Source organism: Desulfatiglans anilini DSM 4660 (assembly GCF_000422285.1).
Classification (GTDB): domain Bacteria; phylum Desulfobacterota; class DSM-4660; order Desulfatiglandales; family Desulfatiglandaceae; genus Desulfatiglans; species Desulfatiglans anilini.
Map to the genome: position 1 here is coordinate 30498 of NZ_AULM01000012.1, position 22681 is coordinate 53178.

A 22681-nucleotide genomic window follows, 5' to 3' on the forward strand; every position below is an offset into this window, starting at 1 on the left:
GACGCGCGGGTTTCATGGATAATATTTTGACGTGAAATTATTTTAATAGAAATTACACAGAAAGTCAAATCCAACCAAAAAGGGACGGTGCATTTTCGGTCGTGCCAAAAAATACACCGTCCCCCTTTTGGGCTCACCCTCTTGGAGTTGCCGAGTTTCTATCCGGAAAGGCTCTTTTTAACCAATCTCGGCGTCCATCTGCACGTTGGCTTGCGCGGCGACCTGCACAGGTCGCCTACGTGCAATAAATTGATTTCCTTTTATATCCTGCAGGCCTCTTTCGGAGGTTGCTCCTATTCAGCCTCCGAGGCGTTGGAGGAATTCTGCCGGCCGGGCTGATAAATCACCAGGCGCTGACCAGGCTGGATGGGGTGGTTCATGTCGAGGCGGTTCCAGATGAGCAGCGCCTTCAAGGGCACATTGAAGCGTTCGGCGATGATGGACAGGTTGTCACCGCTCCTGACGGTGTAGACCTGTTCGGCGCGCCCCTTGTTCCATGTGGTCAGATGCTCCTCGAAACGGCGCTGGAAATCTTCGCCAGCCCCTTCGGGCACGGCGATCTCATGGGTCCCGGTCTGCAGATAATACCCCCTCAGCTCCGGGTTGAGGTCCTTGATCAGCTTGAATGTCGCCCCCGCTGCCTGCGCCACGATCCGGATCGGCACAGCCTGTGAGCAGACGACCTGCACCCTGTCCGACGCCACCGGCGGATAGAAATCTTCTTCTTCGAGACGGAACCCGTACTTGAGGGGATCGGAGAAGATCATCTTGGCTGACAGGATGCGGAAGAGAAACCGCTGGGTCTCGAGCGGCAGGTAGAGCAGGTAGTAATCATCGGTCCCCTGCTCCAAGACCTCCGTCTGAAGGCCGGCCTCCCCCATGTTGTAGGCCGCCGCGGCCATGGTCCAGGACTGGAACTGCGCATACAGGGCGGACAGGTAGCGGATCGCGGCATCGGTCGAATTGCGCAGGTTCCGCCGTTCGTCCAGGTGCGAATCGATCCTGAGCCCCATCCGGCGCCCCGTGGCCGGCATGAACTGCCAGAAGCCGATCGCCCCTTTCGGCGACCCCGCATGCGCCCGCAGAGCGCTTTCGGCGATCGCCACGTACTTGATGTCCTCCGGGAGACCCGCATCCCTTAGCATCTGCTCGATGGCGGGAAAGTAGCGCGTCGACCGCTTCAACCAGAGCATCACCTGCGGCCGGTCCCAAATCGTCAGCAGCAGCTCTTTCTCGAGCCGCTCCCGCACCTCCCGGTTGTCGAGAGGCACCGGTTCCCCGCAAAAGGAGAGCGGTCCGCCGACCCTGACCAACGCCGCCAGGTCGGGCCACCCATGGCCTGGTGCGGGCTCCGGTCCCTCGGCACAGGCCGCACCGCCGACCGCTGAAGCGCAAAGCACCGCCATCCCGACCCATAAAGTTGTCCGCAACCATTTCGCAAACCGCCTCGAACCACCGCTGTAAGCCATACCGCTCATCTCCTCCTTCACTCCATCACTGAAAGGTTTGGGTCGGCCCGCAGGAAAGACTCCGCTCATCGTCCATCCATCCGACCGGCCGACGCGCTGCCTCAAGCCTTTAAAACCACCGGGAAGAACCCATCCACTGCACAGAGGCAGGGCGCTCCATCGCCCCTGAAACCTGAAAGCAGCGAGGTCCACCAAGGTGCAGACGGGCAGGGCAGCCTGCCGGCATTATACAACGTGGTTCGGTCCCCTGCCCCAAAAAAGGAAACGAATGAAGGGTACAAACAAAGAGGACCGCTGTATCCCTGGCCATGCCAAGAATAAAGCGGTCCTCTTTGTTGGGATAAGGTGCCGGGATCGCCAAGATCCCGGCACCCAGGAAAAAGGCTGCCGGCCTGCTTGAATACACCTGACAGCAGAGAGCCCCCCGGATCTTGCTGCCTCCCCCACAGGATCGGGACGGAGTTCAAGCCGACATGGCAACCTGTTCCTGACCTTGGCGGCCGTCGGAGCGGACTCCTAGGCCTTCGAAACCACGAACATCACCCTTTCACCGGTTCATAAAATCGATGCATCGGAATCGGGGCGGCTGCCTCCGGTCCTGCCCCGCAACCCCTCGTCGAATTCCTTTGTGATCCGCTCGAACTCGCCCCGCTTCCGGATGAGGTCTGCGTATCTCTGTTTGACGGACCACACCTGGCAGGCAAGAAATGCGGACCAGAAGAGGGACAGGGCCGCAAGGATATAAAAGGCCTGTCTGAAAATAAATTCCATCCCCAGCCGGACGGGGCCGGGGCTTTGGGTGTCGATGGCATAGAGGTCCGGCGCCCGGTGCATCCCCGCAGATGAGGCGATGTACGTCAGCGTCAGGACGAGAAAGATGAGCAGCGCAGGCAGGCACGCTCCCACTGGGAGAAGGTTTTTCTTCAAGGAGGCAACCCTTTCATTGAACATGAACGACGGCATCTTCGCGGAGGCTTCGCTTTGCACCCCCCGCAGCGGATCACTGACGGCACCCCGCAGTATTTGCAAGCCATGTGCCAGGCTGCGCGAACACCGCTTTCTCTCTTCCCACCAAGCGGGGACAACCTTCTGGCCGCGTTCAGCGGCAGGGGAGAAGGCCGCCGTACCGGGGTGGGAGACGCCGACCAAGGCAAAAATAACTCCTGAAATCGGATGCATCGGCAAACGACACGGAGTCCGCCGACGGAGCCCCCTCCTGTGATCTTTTTGCAGCCTCCGGGAAATATTCGTCCCACTGCTTCTCCAAAGAGAAGGAGCCCGATCATCCGAAAAGGCCTGGCCTTGAGAATCGCACAGAACAGTGTGCATCATTGCTTGGGGACGGATGCTGGAAGCGTGCGCTTGACCCCTGCCTTGCGATTGTGCTATGGGCCGAAGGAGCGCATCCTGCTCTGAAGGGCCATGCTTTCGGATCGATCGCGGTGCGCTGTGACGAGACCTTCAAGACCAGGCTTTCATCCGGAGGAAAGCCTGGTGAAACCCCTGACCTTTCCCGTTGGAAAAAACAGAAAGGATTCCCTTATGCCCCTGAATGAACTGCTCCCAAAGGCTGTGAGGCTTCACCCGCAGCGTGAGGCCGTCGTCTGCGGGGATCTCCGCATGGACTATGCCGCACTCGCCGCCAGGGTCTGGCGCCTTTGCGGCGCACTCCGCCGAATGGGCCTAGCAAAAGGCGACCGCCTCGCCGTCCTCCATGAGAATTGCCACGTCTTTCTCGAAAGCTATTTTGCCGCAGCCCACCTCGGCCTCATCCTCGTGCCGCTCAACTTCCGGCTTTCCCCGGGGGAACTCGGCTTCATCCTCCAGGACAGCGGGGCCAGGGTCCTGATCGCCCAGGGCCGCTTCCAGGAACCTGTCCGGGGCCTCCCGACGCTCGCGCCGGACCTCGAGCGGGTCATCTGGACCCAGAGGGACTCCGCGTCCGGCGGAGGGAACGAGGCCGGCTACGAGGCCCTCATCGCGGCTGAACCACCGGACCCCCCGCCGCCCATCGCCCTCGAGGACCGGGACGTTGCCCACCTTTACTACACCAGCGGGACCACCGGCCGGCCGAAGGGCGTCATGCTGACGCACGGAAACGTCAAGAGCCACGCCCTCGGCACCATCGCCGAACTCCACATCACGGACAGCGACCACTGGTTCCACGTCGCGCCCCTCTTTCACCTCGCGGACGCCTGGGCGACCTTCGCGATCACCTGGGCGGGCGGCAAGCACGTCATCCTGCCCGTCTTCGAGGCCCTGCGCGTCCTCGAGACCATCGAGCGCGAGAGGATCACGCTGACGAACCTCATACCGACCATGCTCAACCTGATGGTGAACGAGCCGCGGGCAGGGAAATTCGACTACTCCTCGCTCCGCTTCATGCTGAGCGGCGGAGCGCCGATCGCTCCCGAAACGGTGCGCCGGATCATGGAGACCCTCCAATGCGACTACGTCCAGACCTACGGGATGACCGAGACCAGCCCCTACCTCACGCTTTCCCTCCTCAAAGGCCCCATGAGGTCGCTGCCGCCGGCAGAACAGCTCCGCTACAAGGCCAAGACGGGGAGGGAGTTCATCAACGTGAGGCTGCGGGTCGTGGATGAGGCCGGGCGGGATGTCGCGGCGGATGAAACGCAGGTCGGGGAGATCATCGTCAAAGGGGACACGGTCACGCCCGGATACTGGAACCTTCCGGATGAGACGGCGAAGGCCATCCGGGACGGCTGGCTCTACACAGGGGATCTGGCGGTCATCGACGCGGAAGGCTACGTCAACATCGTTGACCGCAAGAAGGACATGATCATCACCGGCGGCGAGAACGTTTATTCCACCGAGGTGGAAAACGTCCTCTATCAGCACCGGGACATCCTCGAGGCGGCCGTCGTGGGGGTGCCCGATCCGAAATGGGGGGAGGCGGTGAAGGCCTACGTGGTGCCGAAGCCCGGCTGCGAGGTCCGGCCCGAGGAGGTCATCGCCTTTTGCCGGAAGCACCTGGCCGGCTACAAATGCCCGAAGAGCGTGGAACTGTTGGAGAGCCTCCCGCGCACCGGCTCGGGCAAGATCTATAAAAAAGGACTCCGGGGCTGAGAGGCGGCGTTTCCGCACCCGGACAAGGCCCTCTTGCGGCCCCATCCGTTCGTTTGCCGGAGCATCCCGCGGCAAAGCGGGGAGCGTCAAGGAGTGACAGCATGCAGCCCGTCGTCAAACAGCTCGATCTCTCTGCGGAATTCTACACGGAGGAGGGGTGTTTCATCATCGAAGTGTCCAACTCGGCCGATGACCCGGGGCTGTCGGTCGCCCGCGCGAGGGTCCCGGCCGGCCGGACCACCCGATGGCACCGCCTGCGGGGAACCGTCGAACGCTATGTCATCCTCGAGGGGACCGGACTGGTCGAGGTCGAAGGGATGCCCGGCGCCCGAGTCCTTCCGGGCGACGTCATCCTCATCCCACCCGCCGCCTCACAGCGCATCACCAGCACGGGGAGCTCGGACCTCGTATTCCTGGCGCTGTGCACCCCGCGCTTCGATCCCGAGGTCTACGAAGACACCGAGGAAGGCCTCCAGGCCCCTGTCAGGCGACCCGCTGAAGGACCTCCCGCAGACGGTCCCGCAGGCGGCGGATGAGGCGCTCCGGGGCGCTCCTCCGATACAGCCGGGCCTTTTCCTCCGCGCTCACCTGGTCCGGGCAGTGGCGCAGCTTCACCTTGATCACCGCCAGGAGGTCGTCCTCTTCGAAGCGCTCGAAGATCCGCCTCAACCCGAAGAACCGGAACTCGCTCGCCGAGATGGAAGCCCCCCAGTCGATGATATAAGGCCGGCCGTCGTCTCCGAATAGGATGTTCGCGGCGCGCTTCAGGTCGCAGTGAGCGACCCCCCTCGCATGGCACTGCAGAACCGCCTCCTGCAGTCGATCGAAGAAATTTGGGTCGAGCGTGCGCTCCTGCTCCAGGTTTTCGAGCGTCCGGCCCGGCAGCCGCTCCATGACGATCGCGACCCCATCGACCACTCCGATCAACCGCGGGACGCCCGGGACGCCGGCAAGGCGCCGCAGGGCCTTCTGCTCACGCCAGACGAGGAAGCGTCCAGCCGTGTGGCGGTACCACGCATGGTTGACGCTGAAATCCTTGACGACGGCCCCTGCCCCTTCTTCCTCGAGGAGCCAGATCGCCGGCCGGGTGCTCGAGGGCGCCCTCAGCACACGCACGGCCCGTTCGGGCAGGTCGGCAAGACGGATGTTCTCGAACATGAAAAACCTCAGCAGCGGTAGCGGTAATAGGCCGCACACGTCCCCTCCCCCGAGACCATACAGGGGCCTACGGGATCCTGGGGCGTGCAGCGCCGGCCGAAAAGCGGACACTCAGGGGGACGCATCCGCCCCCTCAACACCTCGGCACAGCGGCACCCGGCCGGCTCCACCGCCGGCGGGACGGCGAGGTCGAAGCGCAGCCGGGCATCCCGGCCGCCATGTTGGTCCCGGATCTTCAAGCCGCTCCCGGCGATCGTCCCAAGGCCGCGCCAGAGCGCATCGGCCGGCTCGAAAACCTCCCACATGCAGCCCAGGGCCCCGGGGTTGCCTTCAGCGTTCACTGCCCGGCGGTACTGGATCTCGACCTCGGCGCGCCCCTGCGCGATCTGTCCGGCCAGCATGAGAATCCCCTCGAGGATGTCGACCGGCTCGAAACCCGTCACCACGCAAGGTTTGCGATGACGTTCGGCCACATCCCGGTAGGCCGACGTGCCGATGATCGTCGTGACATGCCCCGGACAGATGAACCCGTCCACATGGATATCCGGATCCGCCAGGAGCGCCTGCATCGCAGGCGGCAGCAGCTTGTGCATGGCAAGGACCGAGAAGTTCTCGACCCCCAGCCGCCCGGCCGTCTGCAGGGCGGCTGCGACGGTCGGGGCGGTCGTCTCGAAACCGATCCCCAGGAAGACCACATCGGAGCGCCTGTTTTCCTTCGCCAGGTCGAGCGCGTCCATGGTCGAGTAGACCATGCGCACATCCGCGCCCGCGGCCTGCTCCAGCCGGAGGGACGAACCGCTGCCTGGAACGCGCAGGAGGTCCCCGAAGGTCGCCACGATCACGCCCGGCTCGCGGGCGAGCCGAAGGCATCGATCGATGTCCTCGGCGGCCGTGACGCACACCGGGCACCCCGGACCCGAGACCAGTTCGATCTCCTCCGGGAGAAGGCTTCGGATGCCGTGGCGGAAGATCGCCATGGTGTGCGTCCCGCAGATCTCCATCAGGCGGATCGGCCGCCCGACCTGTTCGACCATCCGTCCGATCCGCGCGGCCAGGGCCTGTGCAACGGATCGGTCGCGGTATTCATCGATATGCTTCATGTCGTCCGCCCCCATCGACCGCCGCATGCCACGGCGCCCGAACCGGCCTGATGATCACCCCCGGCGAAGCGTCCGCTCCAACCGGTGGTCTGCAGAGCGACGCAGACCGCCTGCCCGAGGCTCAACCCACCGTCGTTGCATGGCACGAGCCGATGGCTCAATACCGTAAAGCCCCCGCGCTCGAGGAGCCCCGTCAGGCCTTCGAGGAGGGTCGCGTTCTGGAAGACCCCGCCGCTCAGCGCGACGACGGAAAGGCCGGTCTGTTCCCGAATGCCCCTGCACACTTCCGACAGCATCTCGATGAGCGCCAGGTGAAACCTCCGGCTCATGATTCCCGCAGGCTTTCCGGCTGCGAGGTCCTCCACGAGCGCCGTGATGATCGGCCCCGCCTCGAGGAGCCATGACCCGTCGTCAAGGGGGCTGACCCTCCAGGGGTAACCCTTCGTCTTCGTCCGGGACTGGCACATCTCGAGCTCGAAGGCCGCCTGCCCCTCGTAGGTGACGCTCCGCCGCAGCCCGATCAAGGCCGCCGCAGCATCGAAGAACCGGCCGCAGCTCGACGTCGGAGGCGCGTTCAAGCCGGTCCGGCACATCTGCAGAACGAGCTCGACCTGGCCCGGGTCGAGCTCGTCCAGGAGCGGGATCTTCAAACCGAAAAGGCCGTCGCCGAAGACTTGGTCCAGATAGGCCAGCGCCATACGCCAGGGGTGCCGGACCGCTGCGTCCCCTCCGGGAAGGGGAACGCCTTCGAGGTGGCCGGCGCGCTCGAATGACACCCAGTCGGCCAGCAGGATCTCCCCGCCCCAGATCGTCCCGTCCGGACCGTAGCCCGTCCCGTCCATGGCCAGCCCGATCACCGGCCCCTCGAAGCCGTGCTCGGCGAGGCAGCTGACGATGTGGGCATGGTGATGCTGCACGGGCACCACCGGACAGCCGGTTCGGGCGCGCGCGAAAACCGATGAGAGATAATCGGGGTGCAGATCGCGGGCCAGCACCTGCGGCTGCACGCCGAGAAGGCCCTCGAGGTGCGAGATCGTCCGTTCGAAGACGCGCAGGGTCTCGAGGTTGTGCAGATCGCCGATGTGCTGGCTCAGGAAAGCACGGCCGCCTTTCGTCAGGCAGACGGTGCTCTTCTGTTCGGCGCCCACCGCCAGCACCGGGGGCAGGTCCTTCAGGGCCTCCGGCAGATGGACCGGTCCAGGGACGAAGCCGCGCGAGCGCCTCATGGGACTCGGGGACCCTGCGACCACGCGCAGGATGCTGTCATCGCAGTGGATGTGAATGTCGCGGTTGTGCAGCAGGAAGCCATCGGCGACGTCGGCAAGATCCCTGAGGGCCTCCCCGTTGTCGATCTGGATCGGCTCGCCGGAGCGGTTGCCGCTCGTCATCACCAGGGCGGGGAAGCGCCCTTCCATCAACAGGGCGTGCAGGGGCGTATACGGGAGCATCACCCCGAAAAGACGGCTCCGCGGCGCCACCTCATCGGACAACCCGTGTCCGCGCCTCTTGCGCAGGAGCACGATCGGACGCTCCAGGGAAGAGAGGCACCGCGCCTCGGCCTGGTTGAAAACAGCGATCCGGCGCGCCGCCGCGAGATCCTTCACCATCAGGGCGAACGGCTTCCCGTCCCGGCGCTTCCGGCTCCTCAGGCGCTTCAGCGCCTCGTCCTGGGCGGCATCGGCCGCCAAGTGGAAACCCCCGAGCCCTTTGACGGCCAGGATGTGTCCGGATTCGATCAGGCTGCACGCGGCGGACAAGGGGTCCTCCCCCTCGAGGGGCCGCCCGGCCGCGTCGCAGAGCGAAACGCGCGGACCGCATTCCGGGCATGCGATCGGCTCTGCATGAAAGCGCCTGTCGAGCGGGTCCTCGTATTCCAAACGGCAGGCCTCGCAGAGGGGGAAGCCGGCCATGGTCGTTCCGGGCCGGTCGTAGGGCACCTCCTTCACGATCGTGTAACGGGGCCCGCAGAACGTGCAATTGATGAACGGATAGCGGTGCCGACGGTCGGCCGGGTCGCGCATCTCAGCCAGGCACGTGCTGCAGACGCACACATCCGGCGGAATGAGGGCGTCCTTTTCCCCGCGGGGCAGGCTCTCGCGGATGACGAACCGCTTGTCGCCCCAGGAAGGCATCGGCCGCCGGATCACCGTCTCGATGCGCGCGAGCGGCGGCGGCTGGGCTTCGACCTCTTCGAAGAACCGCTCGATCCCGACCAGAGGGCCTTCGACCTCCACCTCGACCCCGTCCGGGCTGTTCCGGACATAGCCGGACAGCCCGTGGCGCCTGGCAAGCGTATAGATGAAAGGTCGGAATCCGACACCCTGAACGGTGCCCCTGATCGACCCTTTGACGCGCTCGATCATTTCATTCCAGCGGGGGCCGGCGGGCACGGGCCGCCTCTTTGAGCCAGTCCACCCACCGGTCGAGCCCCTCGCCGGTTTTGCAGGAGACCTCGAACAGCACCAGTTCGGGATTGACCTTCAGCGCCTCCTCGCGGATCTGCTCCACACTGCAGTCGAGATAAGGGAGGAGATCGATCTTGTTGATGACCAGAACCTTCGACTCACGGAACATGAGGGGATATTTCGCGGGCTTGTCCTCTCCCTCGGTGACGCTCAGGATCATGGCCTTGAAGTCCTCGCCCACATGGAACTCCGCGGGGCAGACGAGATTCCCGACATTCTCGACGACCAAAAGATCCATTCGGTCCAGGTCGAGCGCGTCCAGGGCGTCGCGGATCATGTTGCCGTCCAGGTGGCAGGCCCCGCCCGTGTTGATCTGGACGACCTGCACCCCCCGGCGGGCGATCCGTTCGGCATCCTTCGAGGACTGGATGTCCCCCTCGATGACCCCCAGCCTGAGATCGCCGCCGAGGGCCTCGATCGTCTGTTCGAGGAGGCTCGTCTTCCCCGCCCCCGGCGAACTCATGAGATTCATCACCAACAGGCCTTTCCGGTCGAAAAGCCGTCGATTTTCCCGGGCGATGCGCTCGTTGGCATCGAGAATGTCCCTGACCACTGCGATCTTCATCCATTTCCCCCTTCTTCGTCCACCTCCATTTCGACGATGGACAACTCCCTGCCGGAGACGATTTCAATGGATCCGTCCCCGCACTCCGGGCATTGAAAAGCGTAGTTCCGGATCCGGAAACACGCCCCGCACGCGCGGCAGCGCCCCTCCAGCGGGACCTGCTCCAGCTCCAGCAAGGCTCCGTCCAGCTCCGTCCCTTCGATGATTACGCCGAAACAGAACGAGAGGGCGTCCGGAACCACACCGGAAAGCTCTCCGATCCGGACCTTGACGCGGCGCAGGCGCTCGGCCCGGTGGTTGGACATCTCTTCACGAAGGATGTCGATCAAACCCTGAGCGATAGACATTTCGTGCATGTCGGTGGGCTTTCGGCGGCGGCGAGGCAGCGCCCGGACCGCCGCGAATAGATCATGACAGGCTTGGGAGCGGGGGGCTATCCCTGGTTCAAGGCTACGATCAGCGAACTGATCTTCTGGCGGGCATCATTGAAGACCCCGGAAAGATTCAAGGAATGGTTGGCGAAAACACTCTCCGGATCCCCGTTGAAGATGATCAGAGGCTCGAAGTCGCATCGCTGCAAGGATTCCATGACCTTGTCCAGCAGCTTGAGGGCGTTCTTCTTCACGAGGATGTCATGGAAATCGACCCGGATCGCCTTGAAAGAGGCCAGGAGGGCGTAAGCCGCTCCCTGCGCGTAGTAGAAGTTGTCGTCGATCTCGCTCCAGGGGATGTCGACCTGCACGATTTCAATCCCGCCCCCGGACCCTCCGGCGTCCTCCTCGTCGATCAGCACCGCCCGGATGTCCCCGGGCGCATTCATGAGGCGGGTATTGATCCCGCCCATGAGGGAGGCGTACTCCGTCATCAGGGTGGCGAGGTTGTCCGCCCGGGCATAGAAGGTCGATTTCCCGGTCAGAAGATTGCCATAGAAGGTGTCGAGCTTGGCGTGGGCGAGCTTCCACTTGCTTTCTGCAGACGGGAACCACCACCTGCGGGGATCGTTCGATATCGCGGTAAACGCTTCTTCCGCCAGCCGGTCGATCTTGTCCGTCGTACGCAGCCGGGTCAGTTCGTCCCTCAGAACGCGCAGGTTGTAGCGGACCAGCTCGAGCTGCCCGAGCTGGAAGTTGGGCATGTTGTCCAGAAAGATCGTCGGCCAGAAAAGATCGTTCGGCAGCCAGTTGTCGATCATCTGCTCGAGGAGGACCAGATTGGCGCGGACGAAAGCGGCCCCTCTCACATTCCGGTCGTAATCGGACAGTTCGAGGGGCTCCGGTTTTCTGGAATTGACGACCATGACCACCAGAGAGAAGCAGACCAGGACCGCGACGACCAAGGCCACGACCCACTTGGTCTTGCCCGCCTCACGACTCTTTCCGGATTCTTTCATTGGGCAGCATCCTTCGCTTTGAAAAGAGACCGCGCCCGGCCTCCTGGTTGATGTTGCGGCCTTGCTGCGCTGATCGGGGCCGTCAAGAACCATCCCGACATCAGGGAATGGTTCTGCATTATCTCCGAACAGACGTATTCTAAAAAGCGCCCGTCTCGCTTGTCAACAGATAATCGGAGAGTCTTGCAGGCACCGCCGGGCGGCAGGCTCAGCCGTCCTTTCCTCCGGTGCCGGGGCGCGCGGCGGACGGCCCATCCCCCCCGGCTGCACGCGCGCCGTCTTTCCCGGCCCCCTTCGCGGGGCCCGGCGCGCCCTTCCGGGTCCTCAAGCGGCCCGCCAGCCAGAAGAGAACGGTAAAACCTGCTGACAGACCCGCCACCCAAAGAATTCGTGCCAACCAGACGATAAAGGCATCATCCGCCATGCCGCCGACGAACTTCGACGACGGGAGGATGAAAGACAGGACGAAGGCCAGGATGGCAAAACGCCAGAAAAGCCCGGAAAAGCGGCTCAGAGGCCGTTGGTTCATGTCGGTTGTCTCCTTGAATACCGGCCCCGTTCTCCCGCCCGCGGCACGGCGCTCCGGGACAGGCGGACAGCGCCCAACCCGCCGGAACATCCCCCCTCGAAATCACGCAGGGCCGTCTTCCCTTCCCGAATGAATCCTGATACCAAACGCGCGGTCTTGGAGCAACGGAAAATTCCGGCTGCTCGGAAACCCGCTATTTAGACGAAAACCGCCTTTCCGGCCGATACCGGCCTCTGACTGCATGTTTCCGCCTGTCCGCACCAACGGATCTGGCCCGAAGACGCTTTCGGTGCGAAGAAAAAAGGTTGCAGCGATCGAACATCGCCCATTTGGCATATTTCGCTTGCGCCCTTCATCTATGATGCCGATAATTAGAGTTTCCATCCGGAAATGGTCTTTTTGGCCAATCTCGGCGTCAATCTGCACGTTTGCTTGTGCGGCGACCTACAGGTCGCCTCCGCGCAAACGCTTGATCTCCTTGATATTGGCCAAAAATCCTCATTTCCGGATTGGAAACTCGTTTGTAATGGAAATGGTCTTGTACCGGAAATGAGGATTTTTCCTTTACGCGCTTCGCGCGCTCAGCTCACTTATCCTTATGAATGAATGGGGGATTGGAATTTGGCCCAGACGACATCCCGGACCCCGCCAGACACAAAGGTCCATTTTTTGTGGCGTTTTTTCAGTTCAGTCAAACTGACCATCGCGCTTCTGATCATCCTGGCGATCACGTCCATCGCCGGCACGCTCATCCCCCAGCAGCAGGAGGCCCTGAAATTCGCCCGCGAGCTGAGCCCCTGGGTATTCCGTCTCTTCGCGGCCCTCGACCTTTTCGATATGTACCATGCCTTTTGGTTCCGAATTTTCCTGGGCGCGCTGACGGTCAACCTCCTGGTCTGCTCGATCGACCGGTTCCCCACGGCCTGGGGGCGCTTCCGCGCTCAACCGAGCCCGGAGCGTGAACAGCCTTTCGAAAACCTGCCCGAGGAGCAGGCCTTCCTGGTCGAAGGAAACCCCGGTGATCTCCCGGGCCGTATCGAAGCGCTCCTTCGTTCGCGCTACAAGCGCGTTCATGCCGCCAAAGACGAGACGCGTTCGTCCTGGCATGCCGAAAAGGGCCGCTACGCCCACTTCGGGGTCTACCTGGTCCATCTGAGCGTATTCCTCATCCTGGTGGGGGGATTGATCGGCTCCTTTCTCGGCTTTCAAGGCTTCGTCAACATTGTCGAGGGCGAGACGATCGATGAGATCGCGGTCAGAAACCGTATGGAAACCATGCCGCTCGGCTTCGAGGTCCGCTGCGACCGGTTCGTGGTGGAATTCTATGAAAGCGGGGCACCCAAAGAATACCGCTCCGACCTCACCTTTCTCGTCGACGGGGAGGTGGCCGCCGAGCGGGCCATCCGGGTGAACCACCCCACCGAATTCGAAGGCGTGACCTTCTACCAGTCGAGCTACGGCTCGACTCCCGGCAGGCGGGTGCACCTCCACCTCATGCGCGCCGGCGACCCGCCTGCGACGACGCCTGTCGATGCCGAGATCCAGGGCCCCGCAGTTGAACTGCCCGGCAAGGAAGGGGTCTTCAGGGTCCTCGATGCCAACCCCAACATGATGGGCGTCATGGGCCCCGCCGTCCTGATCGGCGTCAAACCGCACGATGGGGATGAGATGCAATTCTGGGTCTTTCAGAACGTCGGGGCCGTTCAGGAGCGGTTCCCTGGGATTTTCGGGCACAACCCGCGCCTGAACCCGGCCGCCTTCGAACCTTACACCTTCGTGCTGACTCAACTGGAAAGCCGCTATTACACGGGACTGCAGGTCAACCGCGACCCCGGCGTACCGCTTGTCTGGGCGGGCTGCTTCATGATGGTCGCGGGTTTCATCGTCACCTTCTTTATGTCCCATCGGCATATCTGGGTGCGCCTGGACCGGATCGAAAACGGCGCGAACCGTGTGCGCATCGCGGGGAGATCCAGCAAAAACCCCGTCGGCCTCGAACGGGAGCTCGAGCGTCTGACGGGCGATTTAAACCGCCTTCTGAACGATCGCAACGACTGACCGAGCGTACGAAACGGGGGCAGCGCATGCGTGCGCCTGGAAGTCCGTTCCCGGGACAACCCCCCCGGCAAGGCGGGATGCTCCCCTGTAAATGGACACGAGATAGAAAGGCCTGAATACGATGCTGAATGCGACTATATTGAGCTACATTACGTTCTTTTACTTCGCTGCGTTTCTGTTCTATCTGCTCATGCTGATCATGCACCGCAAGGCCCCGGGGCTGATCGCCACAGGGATCTCGGCGGCGGGCCTGATCGGGCACACGTTCGCCATCGCGCTGCGATGGTTCGAATCTTACAGGATGGGGATCGGCCACGCCCCCTTTTCCAACCTCTATGAGTCCCTCATCTTCTTCTCCTGGATGATCATGTTTCTCTACCTGCTGGTGGAGTGGCGCACCCGGAACCGCACCCTCGGGGCCTTTGCCACTCCCCTGGCCTTCCTCGCAATGGCTTACGCTTCGTTTTCACCTGGGATCAACAGCCAGATCCAGCCGCTGATCCCCGCCCTCAAGAGCAACTGGCTCATCTCCCATGTGATCACGTGCTTCGTGGGTTATGCCGCCTTCGGCCTCTCTTTCGGGCTGAGCCTGATGTACCTCATGAAGAAGAGAAGCGAGGCGGGCTCCCCTAGGAGGATTACGCGGCTTCTGCCCTCGACCGGCATGCTGGACGAACTGAATTATCAGATGGTCGTAATCGGGTTCCTCATGCTGACCCTCGGCATCATCACCGGTTCGGTGTGGGCCCATTCGGCCTGGGGCAGCTACTGGAGCTGGGACCCGAAGGAGACATGGTCGCTCATCACGTGGCTTGTTTATGCCGCGGTGCTCCATTCCCGCCTCGTCAGGGGATGGCGCGGAAAGAAAATCGCGGTCTTGTGCCTGGTGGGATTCGCCTGTGTGCTTTTCACCTATTTTGGAGTGAATTACCTGGCAGGCCTTCACAGCTACGCCAAATCCTAGGAGGCTGGTACTCCCCGTTTACGGTTCGGAAATGATACTTCCCCGCAAAGCCCGATTTCCGATTCGGAAATGAGGATTTTTTGCCCGTATCAAGGAAACCAAGCGTTTGCGCGGAGGCGACCTCTAGGTCGCCGCACAAGCAAACGTGCAGGTTGACGCGGAGATGGGCAAAAAAGACCGTTTCCGACAGGGAACTATTTTAGGAAGCTCTGGATGATCTTATTCACAGCCTCGTCGTAAGTCAGGCCGAGGCTCATCAGCTTCATGAGCTGGTCGTTGGCGATCTTGCCGATGGAAGCCTCGTGGGTCATTTCGGCTTCCGGATGCCTCGCCTTCAAGGACGGGATGGTCTCGTTGGTCCCGTTGTCCATGATGATCGCATCGCACTCGATATGCCCGAAGCATTTGGCCTGCGCATCCAGCGTCGCGTAGAAATCCTGCCGCGAATCCCCTTTGATGACGGATCTGGAGATCATGTTGGCCTTGCTGTCTTCTCCGGCGAGCACGATCTCGTTCCGGGAGACGGCTGACTGCCGCCCGTCCGTCAGAACCCGTTCAGTGATGAGAAGCGAACTCCCCGGCCCGAGCTGCGCCTCGTTCCGCCTGACCGCCTCGTCGACGCCGCCGATCTGGCTCAATTCCATCTCGGCATAGGCGCCTTCCTCCATAAAAACGCGGGTCGTCGGGTTGAGGCTGCGCTTGCCCTTTCCTTCGCCGAGAGCCACGTGCTTTTCGACGTATTTCATGCGCGCATGCTTGCCGATCCGGAATTCGTGGATCCCTTCGTGCCCCTCTGGCGAGGATCCGCCGCAGTGGATCCCGCAGCCGGCGACGATGGTGACATCGGAGTCTTCTCCGACGATGAACGTATTGTACACCACGTCGTGGAGACCGGCCTGGCTGACGATGACGGGGATATGAACCGACTCGTCCCGGGTTCCCGGCGCGATGGTGATGACGATACCGTTTCCGGCCTCGTTCGTCTCGATCAAGATGTTGGCGGACACCTCGCGGCCCAGCAGTTCCCCGTTCTTGCGGATGTTGTAGGCGCCTTTAGGAATGCCCTCGAGATCGGCCACCTCCTTCAACAGTTCTTTATCGATAGCACTTAGCATCGCTCTCTCCTTCGCAGACATCGCCGTAGCTGCAGATACTGAGATCCTCCAACAGTGGTATCGCTTCCTCCAGGCCCCCGGTGAAAACGATCCGGCCTTTCTTGATCAGCAGAAGCATGTCGGCCGCTTCGAGGAAGGCCCGGTTGTGGCTCACCACCAGAGTGGTTGTGCCATACTCCTTTTGCTCTCGTTTCAGGAGCTCGACCATCGGGCCGATGGTCCAGAGATCGATGCCGGTGTCCGGCTCGTCGTAGATGGCTATTTTGGGGTTGCGCGCGATCGTTGTCGCAAGTTCGACCTTCTTGATCTCTCCCCCCGACAGTTTGGAATCGACGGGCTTGTCGAGGAAATCGAGCGAACAGATGCCGACCCTCGCGATGATCTTCACCAGCTTATCCTCGTCATCCGTACCCATGGCAATCGAGAGGAGATCACGGAACGTCGTGCCTTTGAACCGGGCGGGATGCTGAAAGCTGTATGCGATCCCCGCCTTCGCCCTCTCGGTGATCGACCATCCCGAAATATCCTTGCCGTCGAAAAGGATCTCCCCGGACGTAACGGGATTGATCCCCATGATCAGCTTGGCCAGCGTGGTTTTCCCGCTTCCGTTCGGCCCCGTGATCGCATAAAATTTCCCCTTTTCGAAGGTGAAATCAACGCTATCGATGATGCTCTTCATACCCTTGCCGTCCCCGGATGAATCATCCTGGACCGCAAAGCGGACGTTTTTCAACTGTAGCATGTCGCAACTCTCCTTTTCGTTTTCGCGCGGAATCCTGCCGGATGCCAACGCATCGACTCCCCTGGCCGGACACAGCTAAAAGCCCGAGAATTTATCTTTCTAACCTGGGAGTGAATAAATTTCAAGCCTCAAATCCAACTTTCCTCCCACCCAGCCGGAACCCTTCCCTCGTTCACAGCCTTCTAATTTCCGGGCCGGGGCTCATTTTCTTTGGCTAAGAGCCGCATGGAGTATAAGATGGTGTCCCGCTGGAAATGCGGAATTTTCTTCACACCCTTCGGGTGCTCAGTCCCACCCCCTGCGGGGGCGGGTCCCGGTTTCTTCACACCCTGCGCGGAGACAGCCCCCGGGCCGCCGCACCGGCGAACGTCAGATGGACGCCGAGACGGGCAGGCAAAAGCATTTCCAGATGGAATCAAGATGGTTTTCGACAGGACCGATCATGCCGCCGACAGATCATCCATACCCCTTCTGCTGCGCTTCGCCCGGACGTTCTTCCGATGGTTCGAAAAACCGAGCAGCGAACCCAGGCTCCGCAGCCATGCCGCCACCCGCCCTGCCCGAGGCCGTCCTCTGGGCCTGCCGCCGCCTCCGGGCCGCCGGACATGAGGTGGCCGTCGTCGGCGGCGCGGTTCGGGATGCGCAGCTGAAGCGCACCCTGGTCGATTGGGATCTGGCGACGAGCGCCCCGCACGAGGCCCTCCTAGAGCTCTTTTACGACACCCCGCATTTCGTCATCCAGGCCAATACCGTCACGCTGCTCCTCGCCGGGACCCGCCTCGAGATCACTCCGTTCAAGGGTAAAACACGCTCTCTTGAAAGCGACCTCGCCCACCGCGATTTCACCGTCAACGCCATGGCCGTGGATCCATTCTCCGGCCGGTTCACGGATCCGTTCGGCGGGGCGGTCGACCTCGGCAAACGCCTGCTCCGTGCGGTACCCCCGGCCGAAGACCGCTTCCGCGAGGATCCTGTCCGCCTCCTGCGCGCCATCCGTCTCGCAGGGGAGCTCCGCTTTTCGATCGCCTCCGGGACCTTGCCCTCCCTCGTGAGCGAGGCCTGGCGCATCGATAGCGCCGCCAAAGAAAGAATCCGGGAGGAGCTCTTGAAGATCCTGCTCCTCAGACGTCCTTCATCCAGCCTGATCCTGCTCCGGAAAACGGGCCTGCTGGGGAGGATCATTCCGGAGCTGCTCGAGGCGTACCGGATGCCTCAGCGTCCCCCACACCTCTACACGGTCCTCAAGCATGTCTTCGAGTCCGTGGACCGGGTTCCTCCCAGCCCGCTCCTGCGGGTCGCGGCCCTGTTTCACGACATCGGGAAGCCAGCCACCCACCGAAAGGTCGAAGGGATCTGGCGTTTCCACGGTCACGCGGCCCTCGGCGCCCGGATGACGCGCGAGATCCTCCGCAGGCTGCGCTTCTCGTCGGCCTTTGCCGAACGCGCCGCCCATCTCGTCGAGCACCACATGCTCGATTGCGAGACGCCCTGGAGCGATCCTGCCATCCGCCGCCTCATTCGGCGGATAGGCCCGGAAGCCGTCCCCGACCTCCTTTCTCTGCGGCGCGCGGATCTCCTGGCGCACGGCGGAGGCTCCGAACAGAGGGTCGCAGCGCTCGACCGGCTGGAACAGCGGATCCACGAACTGATGCGGCAGCCTCTGCCTCTGCGGCCCAAAGACCTGGCCGTTGATGGACACACCGTCATGCGGCTCCTCGGAATCGGTCCCGGGCCCGCTGTCGGCAGAGTCCTGAACCATCTGCTCACGGCCGTCTCAGAAGACCCTTCCTTGAACCGCGAAGACATCCTGCAAAACATCATCCGGGGCCTCCCTGAGAAAGAATGAGCCTCCGCGGGCCCCTCATCCGCATCGGGCCGTTCACCCCCAGCTGAAAATCACCTAGAAAACCCGCTCCGCTGCGCCATTTCAGGCTTGACCAATCGAAAGGCTTCTCCTATACTTCCCGGCAAAACATGTACGGGAGGCGCGGCAAGGCGGATACAGGCGCACGCATTCAGCGGCCCCTGACCTTCACGCAGAAATCCTTGAAGCCCCGGAGATTCCAATCCTCAGATATGGCCGCCTCCCATCGCACAGCCTTCACCGTGCGGATCCCGTACGGTCGGGCGATTTCGTTTACAGACAAGAAGTTTCGTTGCGTACACCTGCGTCCCAAAAAAATGCCTTTCCATCAACCTAACTTCCTCACCGGCGGATTTTCCGCCCAGAGGCCGGGGGACCATGCCCCCGGGTGCAGCCGATGGGTGCACCTCCAAGCGGCATTGGGGTCGAGCAGTTGCCGGAAGGCTTCGGAGATCATCGCAGGAGCGGTTGGCCGGAGTGCCCGGCCCCGCGCTTCCGCATCTTTCCGGTTTGACGCAGCGACGGGGTAAACAACCTGATTTCCTGACAAAAGAACAGGAACAAAGGAGGATCATGCAAAAGAATCTCGTCTCGAGACTGGCGCGGGCCATTTGGCCGATGCTCTGTGGAGGGATGCTGCTGACGGGGTGCGCAGGCAGCGGTTTGCCCATCGATAACAGCGCGTTACCGCCGCAATCCATCGAAGGGGATCTGCGGCCGGGCGGCTACCAGGCCGCAGATTCAGGCGGCACATTCACCCGGGCCTCCAGCCCTGCGAAAATCCGGGGCGCTGCCCTTGAGCGCGTCGATACTACCTGTTTCTCCGATCAACAACTTCTCGATACCGCCCTCGATTTCTGCCAGGCATCGAGCGAGTATTGGGAACGGGGCGAACTCGACAAGGCGCTTTCAGGCTTGGACGAGGCCTTCCGGCTGATCCTGCGCGTCGAAGACGACGCCGGGGAAGAGATCCTTCAGCAGCGCGACGATATCCGCATCACGATCTCGAAGCGCATCGTGGAGATCTATTCGTCGCGGTACACCGCTGCCAACGGACTTCACACCGCCATCCCCATGGTCATGAACGCGCACGTCGAAAAAGAAATCGCCTACCTGACCGCCCCCAACAACCCTTTCTTCATCAATGCCTACCGCCGCTCCGGCAAATACCGGCCGTTCATCCTGGACAAGCTCAAAGAGGCCGGACTGCCCGAAGAACTCTCCTGGCTGCCTCTGATCGAAAGCGGCTTCAAGGTCAGGGCCTTTTCACGCGCCCGGGCCCTCGGCCTCTGGCAGTTCATCGCCTCGACCGGCTATAAGTTCGGCCTCGAGAGGGACGAGTGGATCGACGAGCGGATGGACCCCGAGAAGGCCACCGATGCCGCCATCGCCTACCTGACGGAACTGCATCGGATCTTCGGGGACTGGACCACGGCCCTGGCCGCTTACAACTGCGGTGAAGGCGCCGTCCTGCGCCACATCAACAGTCAGCAGATCAACTATCTGGACAACTTCTGGGACCTTTACGAAAAGCTCCCAAGGGAAACAGCGGCCTACGTCCCGCGCTTTCTGGCCGTACTCCACATCCTGCAAAAGCCCAGCGCGTATGGAATCACCCTGCCCGAGGTCGATCCTGTCGTCCCGATGGAGACCGTGACCATCGGCAAACAGATCCACCTCAAAGCGGTCGCTGAAGCGATTTCCACGCCCTATGACTCCCTCCTGAGCATGAACCCGGAATTGAGGCAGAACACGACGCCCGAAAGACCCTACGAGCTCAAGGTGCCCATGGGGAAAGGGGAGGAACTGCTCGCCAAATTGGAAACGCTCCCCGCGTGGTGCCCGCCTGTAACGGTGGCCAAAGCCCGCACCTCCTCCTCAGCAAGCTCCAGCTATGTGAGGCACCGTGTGCGCAAGGGCGAAACCCTCTCTTCCATCGCGGCACGGTACGGCACATCGGCTGACAGCATCAAATCCGCCAATCGGCTGAAGAGCAAAAACCGTATTCTCGTTGGATCCACCCTCAAGATCCCGACATCCAGCAGCTATGCGTCCCGGGCCAACACCACCGCCAAAGCGGCAACGCCCGCCAAAGTTCAACGAAAGAATTACTTGCAATATACCGTGAAGAGGGGGGATTCGCTTTTCGGGCTCGCCCGGCAATACGGTACAACCACCAAAGTGATCCAGTCCATGAATGGCCTGAAGAGCTCCAACCTTCAAATCGGCCAGGTGCTGACCCTGCCCAGGGGAGGCGGTGCGTTCTCGGGCAGTCAGACCACAAAATACACGGTTATGAGGGGTGACAGCCCCGCGGTGATTGCCCGCAAATACGGCATGAATCTGTCGGAGTTTCTGACGCTGAACAAATTGTCGCCGCGGAGCACGATCTTCCCGGGGCAAAAGGTGCTCGTAACCATTCAATAAAACGCAGGCGTGGCGGCCCCCGGCCCTTCTGCGCGGGTCGCCGGCGTCCGGTTTCGACGCCTTGACCTTTTCAGGCCGGAGAATGGAAAGGGGGCGAACCGGTGATGGCAGACACCTCACGGGACGAAACCCGGCGCCGCAGGGAAGCGGCGTCGTCTTGCACAATGTTCAGAAGCTCCCTCAGTTCACCGATCACGTAGTCGGGCTCCGGATCTCCCGGCTGCATCACTTCTGAAGGTTGGGCGCTCAGGAGGACGGAGAGAGCGCCCGCCCGAGCCCCTGCCATGACATCGAAGCGGAAGTCCCCGACCATCACCATTTGATGGGGTGGAAACCCCATCGCCTCGGCCGCCTTCAGGACCCCTTCAGGGTGAGGCTTCGGCCGCGCGTCATCCCTCGTAATCACCACTGAAAAGTCCTCCAAGGAAATCGGCCTGAGGTTTCCGAAGGCGAGCCGGAGCGATCGGGCGCTGTTGCGCGTGAGAATCCCCAATGACAGCGCCTTCGCCTTGAGCTGCAAGAGGCACTCCTGCGCCCCCGCGTTGGGCAGCGACCGCAGCGCCGCCTCTTGCTCCCACCGTTCCAGGACGTCTGAAAAGATCCGCCGTTCCCCGTCCGGTAATCCTTCGAGATATTCGAGGATCGGCACGTCAACCGGACAACGGATCTCCTCCTTGATCGCCCGGAAGTCGAGTGCTCCCGGTCGCGTCAATGTCCCGTCGAAATCGAAAAGTACGCCCCTGATGGCCATGCTCATCGCTTCACCCATGGAGCCCGTCCTCCGCCGCAGCGGCCGCCCGGTCCATCCTGAATACGTGCCGGACCATATGCCCGTTCAACGCCTGGTCCGGAGCGTACGTCTTCTCGGCAAAATGGGCCTCGCCGTCGGCTCTCACGAGCAGGACCATGGACGAACGGGTCCCGTAATCCGGGCTCTCGATAAAAATAGAGGAAAGGATCCGCTCCCACTCACGGCCGACCCCGGTCTCCGGCAGGTCCTCGTCCCGGGCTGTCTGCCGGTCAGACAAAATTTCGAGAAGCCCCTCGATCAGATCCTCCTGCCGCCGGCAGCGTGCCATCGCATCCGCCAGGCGTTCTTTGCCCAGCACCACCTTCCGCCACGGGGTATCCAGCAGCCGGTTGGAGACCCCGTAGACACCCGGGCCGAGCGCCACAGGGTCGCTCCCCCGGTTGGAATACCAGTAGAGCTTTTCCAAATCGCCCAGCACCAGGTTGAACCCGTTGTATTCTGGAGCCCTGGCCCCAAGTCTTTCGAGAAAAGCGTCAACGGGGGCGTCCTTCCGCAGAAAGTCCGTGATGAGACATCCTCTTGACGGGGCATGTTCGTTGTGGGAAGCCGGATCCCGGTAATTGGTGATCCCGGCGATCCGCCCCCGGCGCGTGACGCCGAACCACGTCCCGCCGGCCCGCAGATCCCTCCCCGCCAGAAGGTCCGGCTCATCCTCCCAGAAGGAGGCCGGGGCGGTCGGCCGTTCGTAATATTCATCCCGGTTGGCGGCGAGCACCAGCCGATAGACCGGATGCACGCGCCAGGCGAAAAGGATCAGACACATCGGTTCGAATTCACCCTGAGAAGAGCCGGTCGGGAAAGACCGGGCAGTTGACGGGAAGGCGCAGGGTTCGCGGGCTCCCGCGCCCGCCGCAGGAGGCCCCGGACTGCACCGACGGTGAGTTTAACAGAGATCGATCTGAATCATGAACATTTTTATTCCGGCAGGAAGCCT

At 62.2% G+C, this 22681-nt stretch carries 20 protein-coding genes; 7 read left to right on the top strand and 13 right to left on the bottom strand.

All coding sequences use genetic code 11. The features are described 5' to 3' along the window. Window positions 1-293 precede the first annotated feature (293 nt). Both H567_RS24300 and H567_RS28500 read right to left on the bottom strand, forming a co-directional pair. Window positions 294-1538 carry a lytic transglycosylase domain-containing protein gene (locus H567_RS24300; protein WP_084517139.1) on the bottom strand — a complete coding sequence of 415 codons (1245 nt, stop codon included), beginning with the start codon at window positions 1536-1538 and terminating at the stop codon, window positions 294-296. A 486-nt stretch (window positions 1539-2024) separates the two neighbouring features. Further along, window positions 2025-2420: a hypothetical protein gene (locus H567_RS28500; protein WP_153306141.1), complete on the bottom strand. Its 396-nt coding sequence runs from the start codon at window positions 2418-2420 to the stop codon at window positions 2025-2027. A gap of 591 nt (window positions 2421-3011) precedes the next feature. Here H567_RS28500 and H567_RS0110490 point away from each other — a divergent pair. Together H567_RS0110490 and H567_RS24305 are read left to right on the top strand one after the other, a co-directional pair. Next, window positions 3012-4559 carry a long-chain-fatty-acid--CoA ligase gene (locus tag H567_RS0110490; protein WP_028321368.1) on the top strand — a complete coding sequence of 516 codons (1548 nt, stop codon included), beginning with the start codon at window positions 3012-3014 and terminating at the stop codon, window positions 4557-4559. Between the two features lie 101 nt (window positions 4560-4660). Further along, window positions 4661-5095 carry a cupin domain-containing protein gene (locus H567_RS24305; RefSeq protein WP_051184714.1) on the top strand — a complete coding sequence of 145 codons (435 nt, stop codon included), beginning with the start codon at window positions 4661-4663 and terminating at the stop codon, window positions 5093-5095. On the opposite strand, the gene H567_RS0110500 is transcribed toward H567_RS24305, so the two are convergent. From H567_RS0110500 to H567_RS24315, 7 genes are all read right to left on the bottom strand, one after another. Then, window positions 5043-5717 (bottom strand): protein kinase domain-containing protein, encoded by a 675-nt coding sequence (locus tag H567_RS0110500; protein WP_028321369.1) that lies wholly within the window; start codon window positions 5715-5717, stop codon window positions 5043-5045. The genes H567_RS24305 and H567_RS0110500 overlap by 53 nt on opposite strands. Window positions 5718-5725: 8 nt before the next feature. After that, a complete protein-coding gene (hypD, locus tag H567_RS0110505) occupies window positions 5726-6817 on the bottom strand; it encodes a hydrogenase formation protein HypD (RefSeq protein WP_028321370.1) in 1092 nt (363 codons plus the stop codon). Further along, the gene (gene hypF, locus H567_RS24310; protein ID WP_244155459.1) at window positions 6814-9207 is read right to left on the bottom strand and encodes a carbamoyltransferase HypF; all 2394 of its coding nucleotides are present in this window, start codon (window positions 9205-9207) and stop codon (window positions 6814-6816) included. The genes hypD and hypF overlap by 4 nt, the downstream gene beginning before the upstream one ends. Beyond that, complete coding sequence (hypB, locus tag H567_RS0110515) at window positions 9182-9847, bottom strand: hydrogenase nickel incorporation protein HypB (protein WP_028321371.1); 666 nt, start codon at window positions 9845-9847, stop codon at window positions 9182-9184. Before hypB ends, hypF begins: the two co-directional genes overlap by 26 nt. Beyond that, on the bottom strand, window positions 9844-10203 hold the full coding sequence (gene hypA / locus H567_RS0110520; RefSeq protein ID WP_028321372.1) for a hydrogenase maturation nickel metallochaperone HypA: 360 nt from the start codon (window positions 10201-10203) through the stop codon (window positions 9844-9846). Before hypA ends, hypB begins: the two co-directional genes overlap by 4 nt. Before the next feature lie 77 nt (window positions 10204-10280). Beyond that, window positions 10281-11237 carry a DUF2333 family protein gene (locus tag H567_RS0110525; protein ID WP_028321373.1) on the bottom strand — a complete coding sequence of 319 codons (957 nt, stop codon included), beginning with the start codon at window positions 11235-11237 and terminating at the stop codon, window positions 10281-10283. A gap of 208 nt (window positions 11238-11445) precedes the next feature. Beyond that, a complete protein-coding gene (locus H567_RS24315) occupies window positions 11446-11766 on the bottom strand; it encodes a hypothetical protein (protein WP_028321374.1) in 321 nt (106 codons plus the stop codon). A 399-nt stretch (window positions 11767-12165) separates the two neighbouring features. On the opposite strand from H567_RS24315, the gene H567_RS28505 reads away from it, so the two are divergent. The 3 genes from H567_RS28505 to ccsB all read left to right on the top strand — a co-directional run bounded on the left by H567_RS28505 (window position 12166) and on the right by ccsB (window position 14788). Then, window positions 12166-12372: a hypothetical protein gene (locus tag H567_RS28505; protein ID WP_153306142.1), complete on the top strand. Its 207-nt coding sequence runs from the start codon at window positions 12166-12168 to the stop codon at window positions 12370-12372. Between the two features lie 15 nt (window positions 12373-12387). Beyond that, window positions 12388-13824, top strand: coding sequence for a cytochrome c biogenesis protein ResB (resB, locus tag H567_RS0110540; protein ID WP_161626603.1), 1437 nt, complete (start codon window positions 12388-12390; stop codon window positions 13822-13824). 121 nt (window positions 13825-13945) lie between these two features. Beyond that, a complete protein-coding gene (ccsB, locus tag H567_RS0110545; protein WP_028321377.1) occupies window positions 13946-14788 on the top strand; it encodes a c-type cytochrome biogenesis protein CcsB in 843 nt (280 codons plus the stop codon). A gap of 194 nt (window positions 14789-14982) precedes the next feature. Here ccsB and H567_RS0110550 read toward each other — a convergent pair whose 3' ends face one another. Together H567_RS0110550 and H567_RS0110555 are read right to left on the bottom strand one after the other, a co-directional pair. After that, the gene (locus H567_RS0110550) at window positions 14983-15903 is read right to left on the bottom strand and encodes a SufB/SufD family protein (RefSeq protein ID WP_028321378.1); all 921 of its coding nucleotides are present in this window, start codon (window positions 15901-15903) and stop codon (window positions 14983-14985) included. Then, window positions 15884-16645 carry an ABC transporter ATP-binding protein gene (locus H567_RS0110555; protein ID WP_028321379.1) on the bottom strand — a complete coding sequence of 254 codons (762 nt, stop codon included), beginning with the start codon at window positions 16643-16645 and terminating at the stop codon, window positions 15884-15886. Before H567_RS0110555 ends, H567_RS0110550 begins: the two co-directional genes overlap by 20 nt. Before the next feature lie 541 nt (window positions 16646-17186). Between H567_RS0110555 and H567_RS24320 the strand changes: the two genes are divergently transcribed. Then, window positions 17187-18491 (top strand): CCA tRNA nucleotidyltransferase, encoded by a 1305-nt coding sequence (locus H567_RS24320; RefSeq protein WP_051184715.1) that lies wholly within the window; start codon window positions 17187-17189, stop codon window positions 18489-18491. A 591-nt stretch (window positions 18492-19082) separates the two neighbouring features. Next, window positions 19083-20936, top strand: a complete 1854-nt coding sequence (locus H567_RS0110570; protein ID WP_051184716.1) for a lytic transglycosylase — start codon at window positions 19083-19085, stop codon at window positions 20934-20936. Window positions 20937-21006: 70 nt separating this feature from the next. On the opposite strand, the gene H567_RS24325 is transcribed toward H567_RS0110570, so the two are convergent. Next, a complete protein-coding gene (locus H567_RS24325; protein WP_051184717.1) occupies window positions 21007-21705 on the bottom strand; it encodes an HAD family hydrolase in 699 nt (232 codons plus the stop codon). Continuing rightward, on the bottom strand, window positions 21698-22510 hold the full coding sequence (locus H567_RS24330) for an NRDE family protein (protein WP_051184718.1): 813 nt from the start codon (window positions 22508-22510) through the stop codon (window positions 21698-21700). The genes H567_RS24325 and H567_RS24330 overlap by 8 nt, the downstream gene beginning before the upstream one ends. Window positions 22511-22681 lie beyond the last annotated feature (171 nt).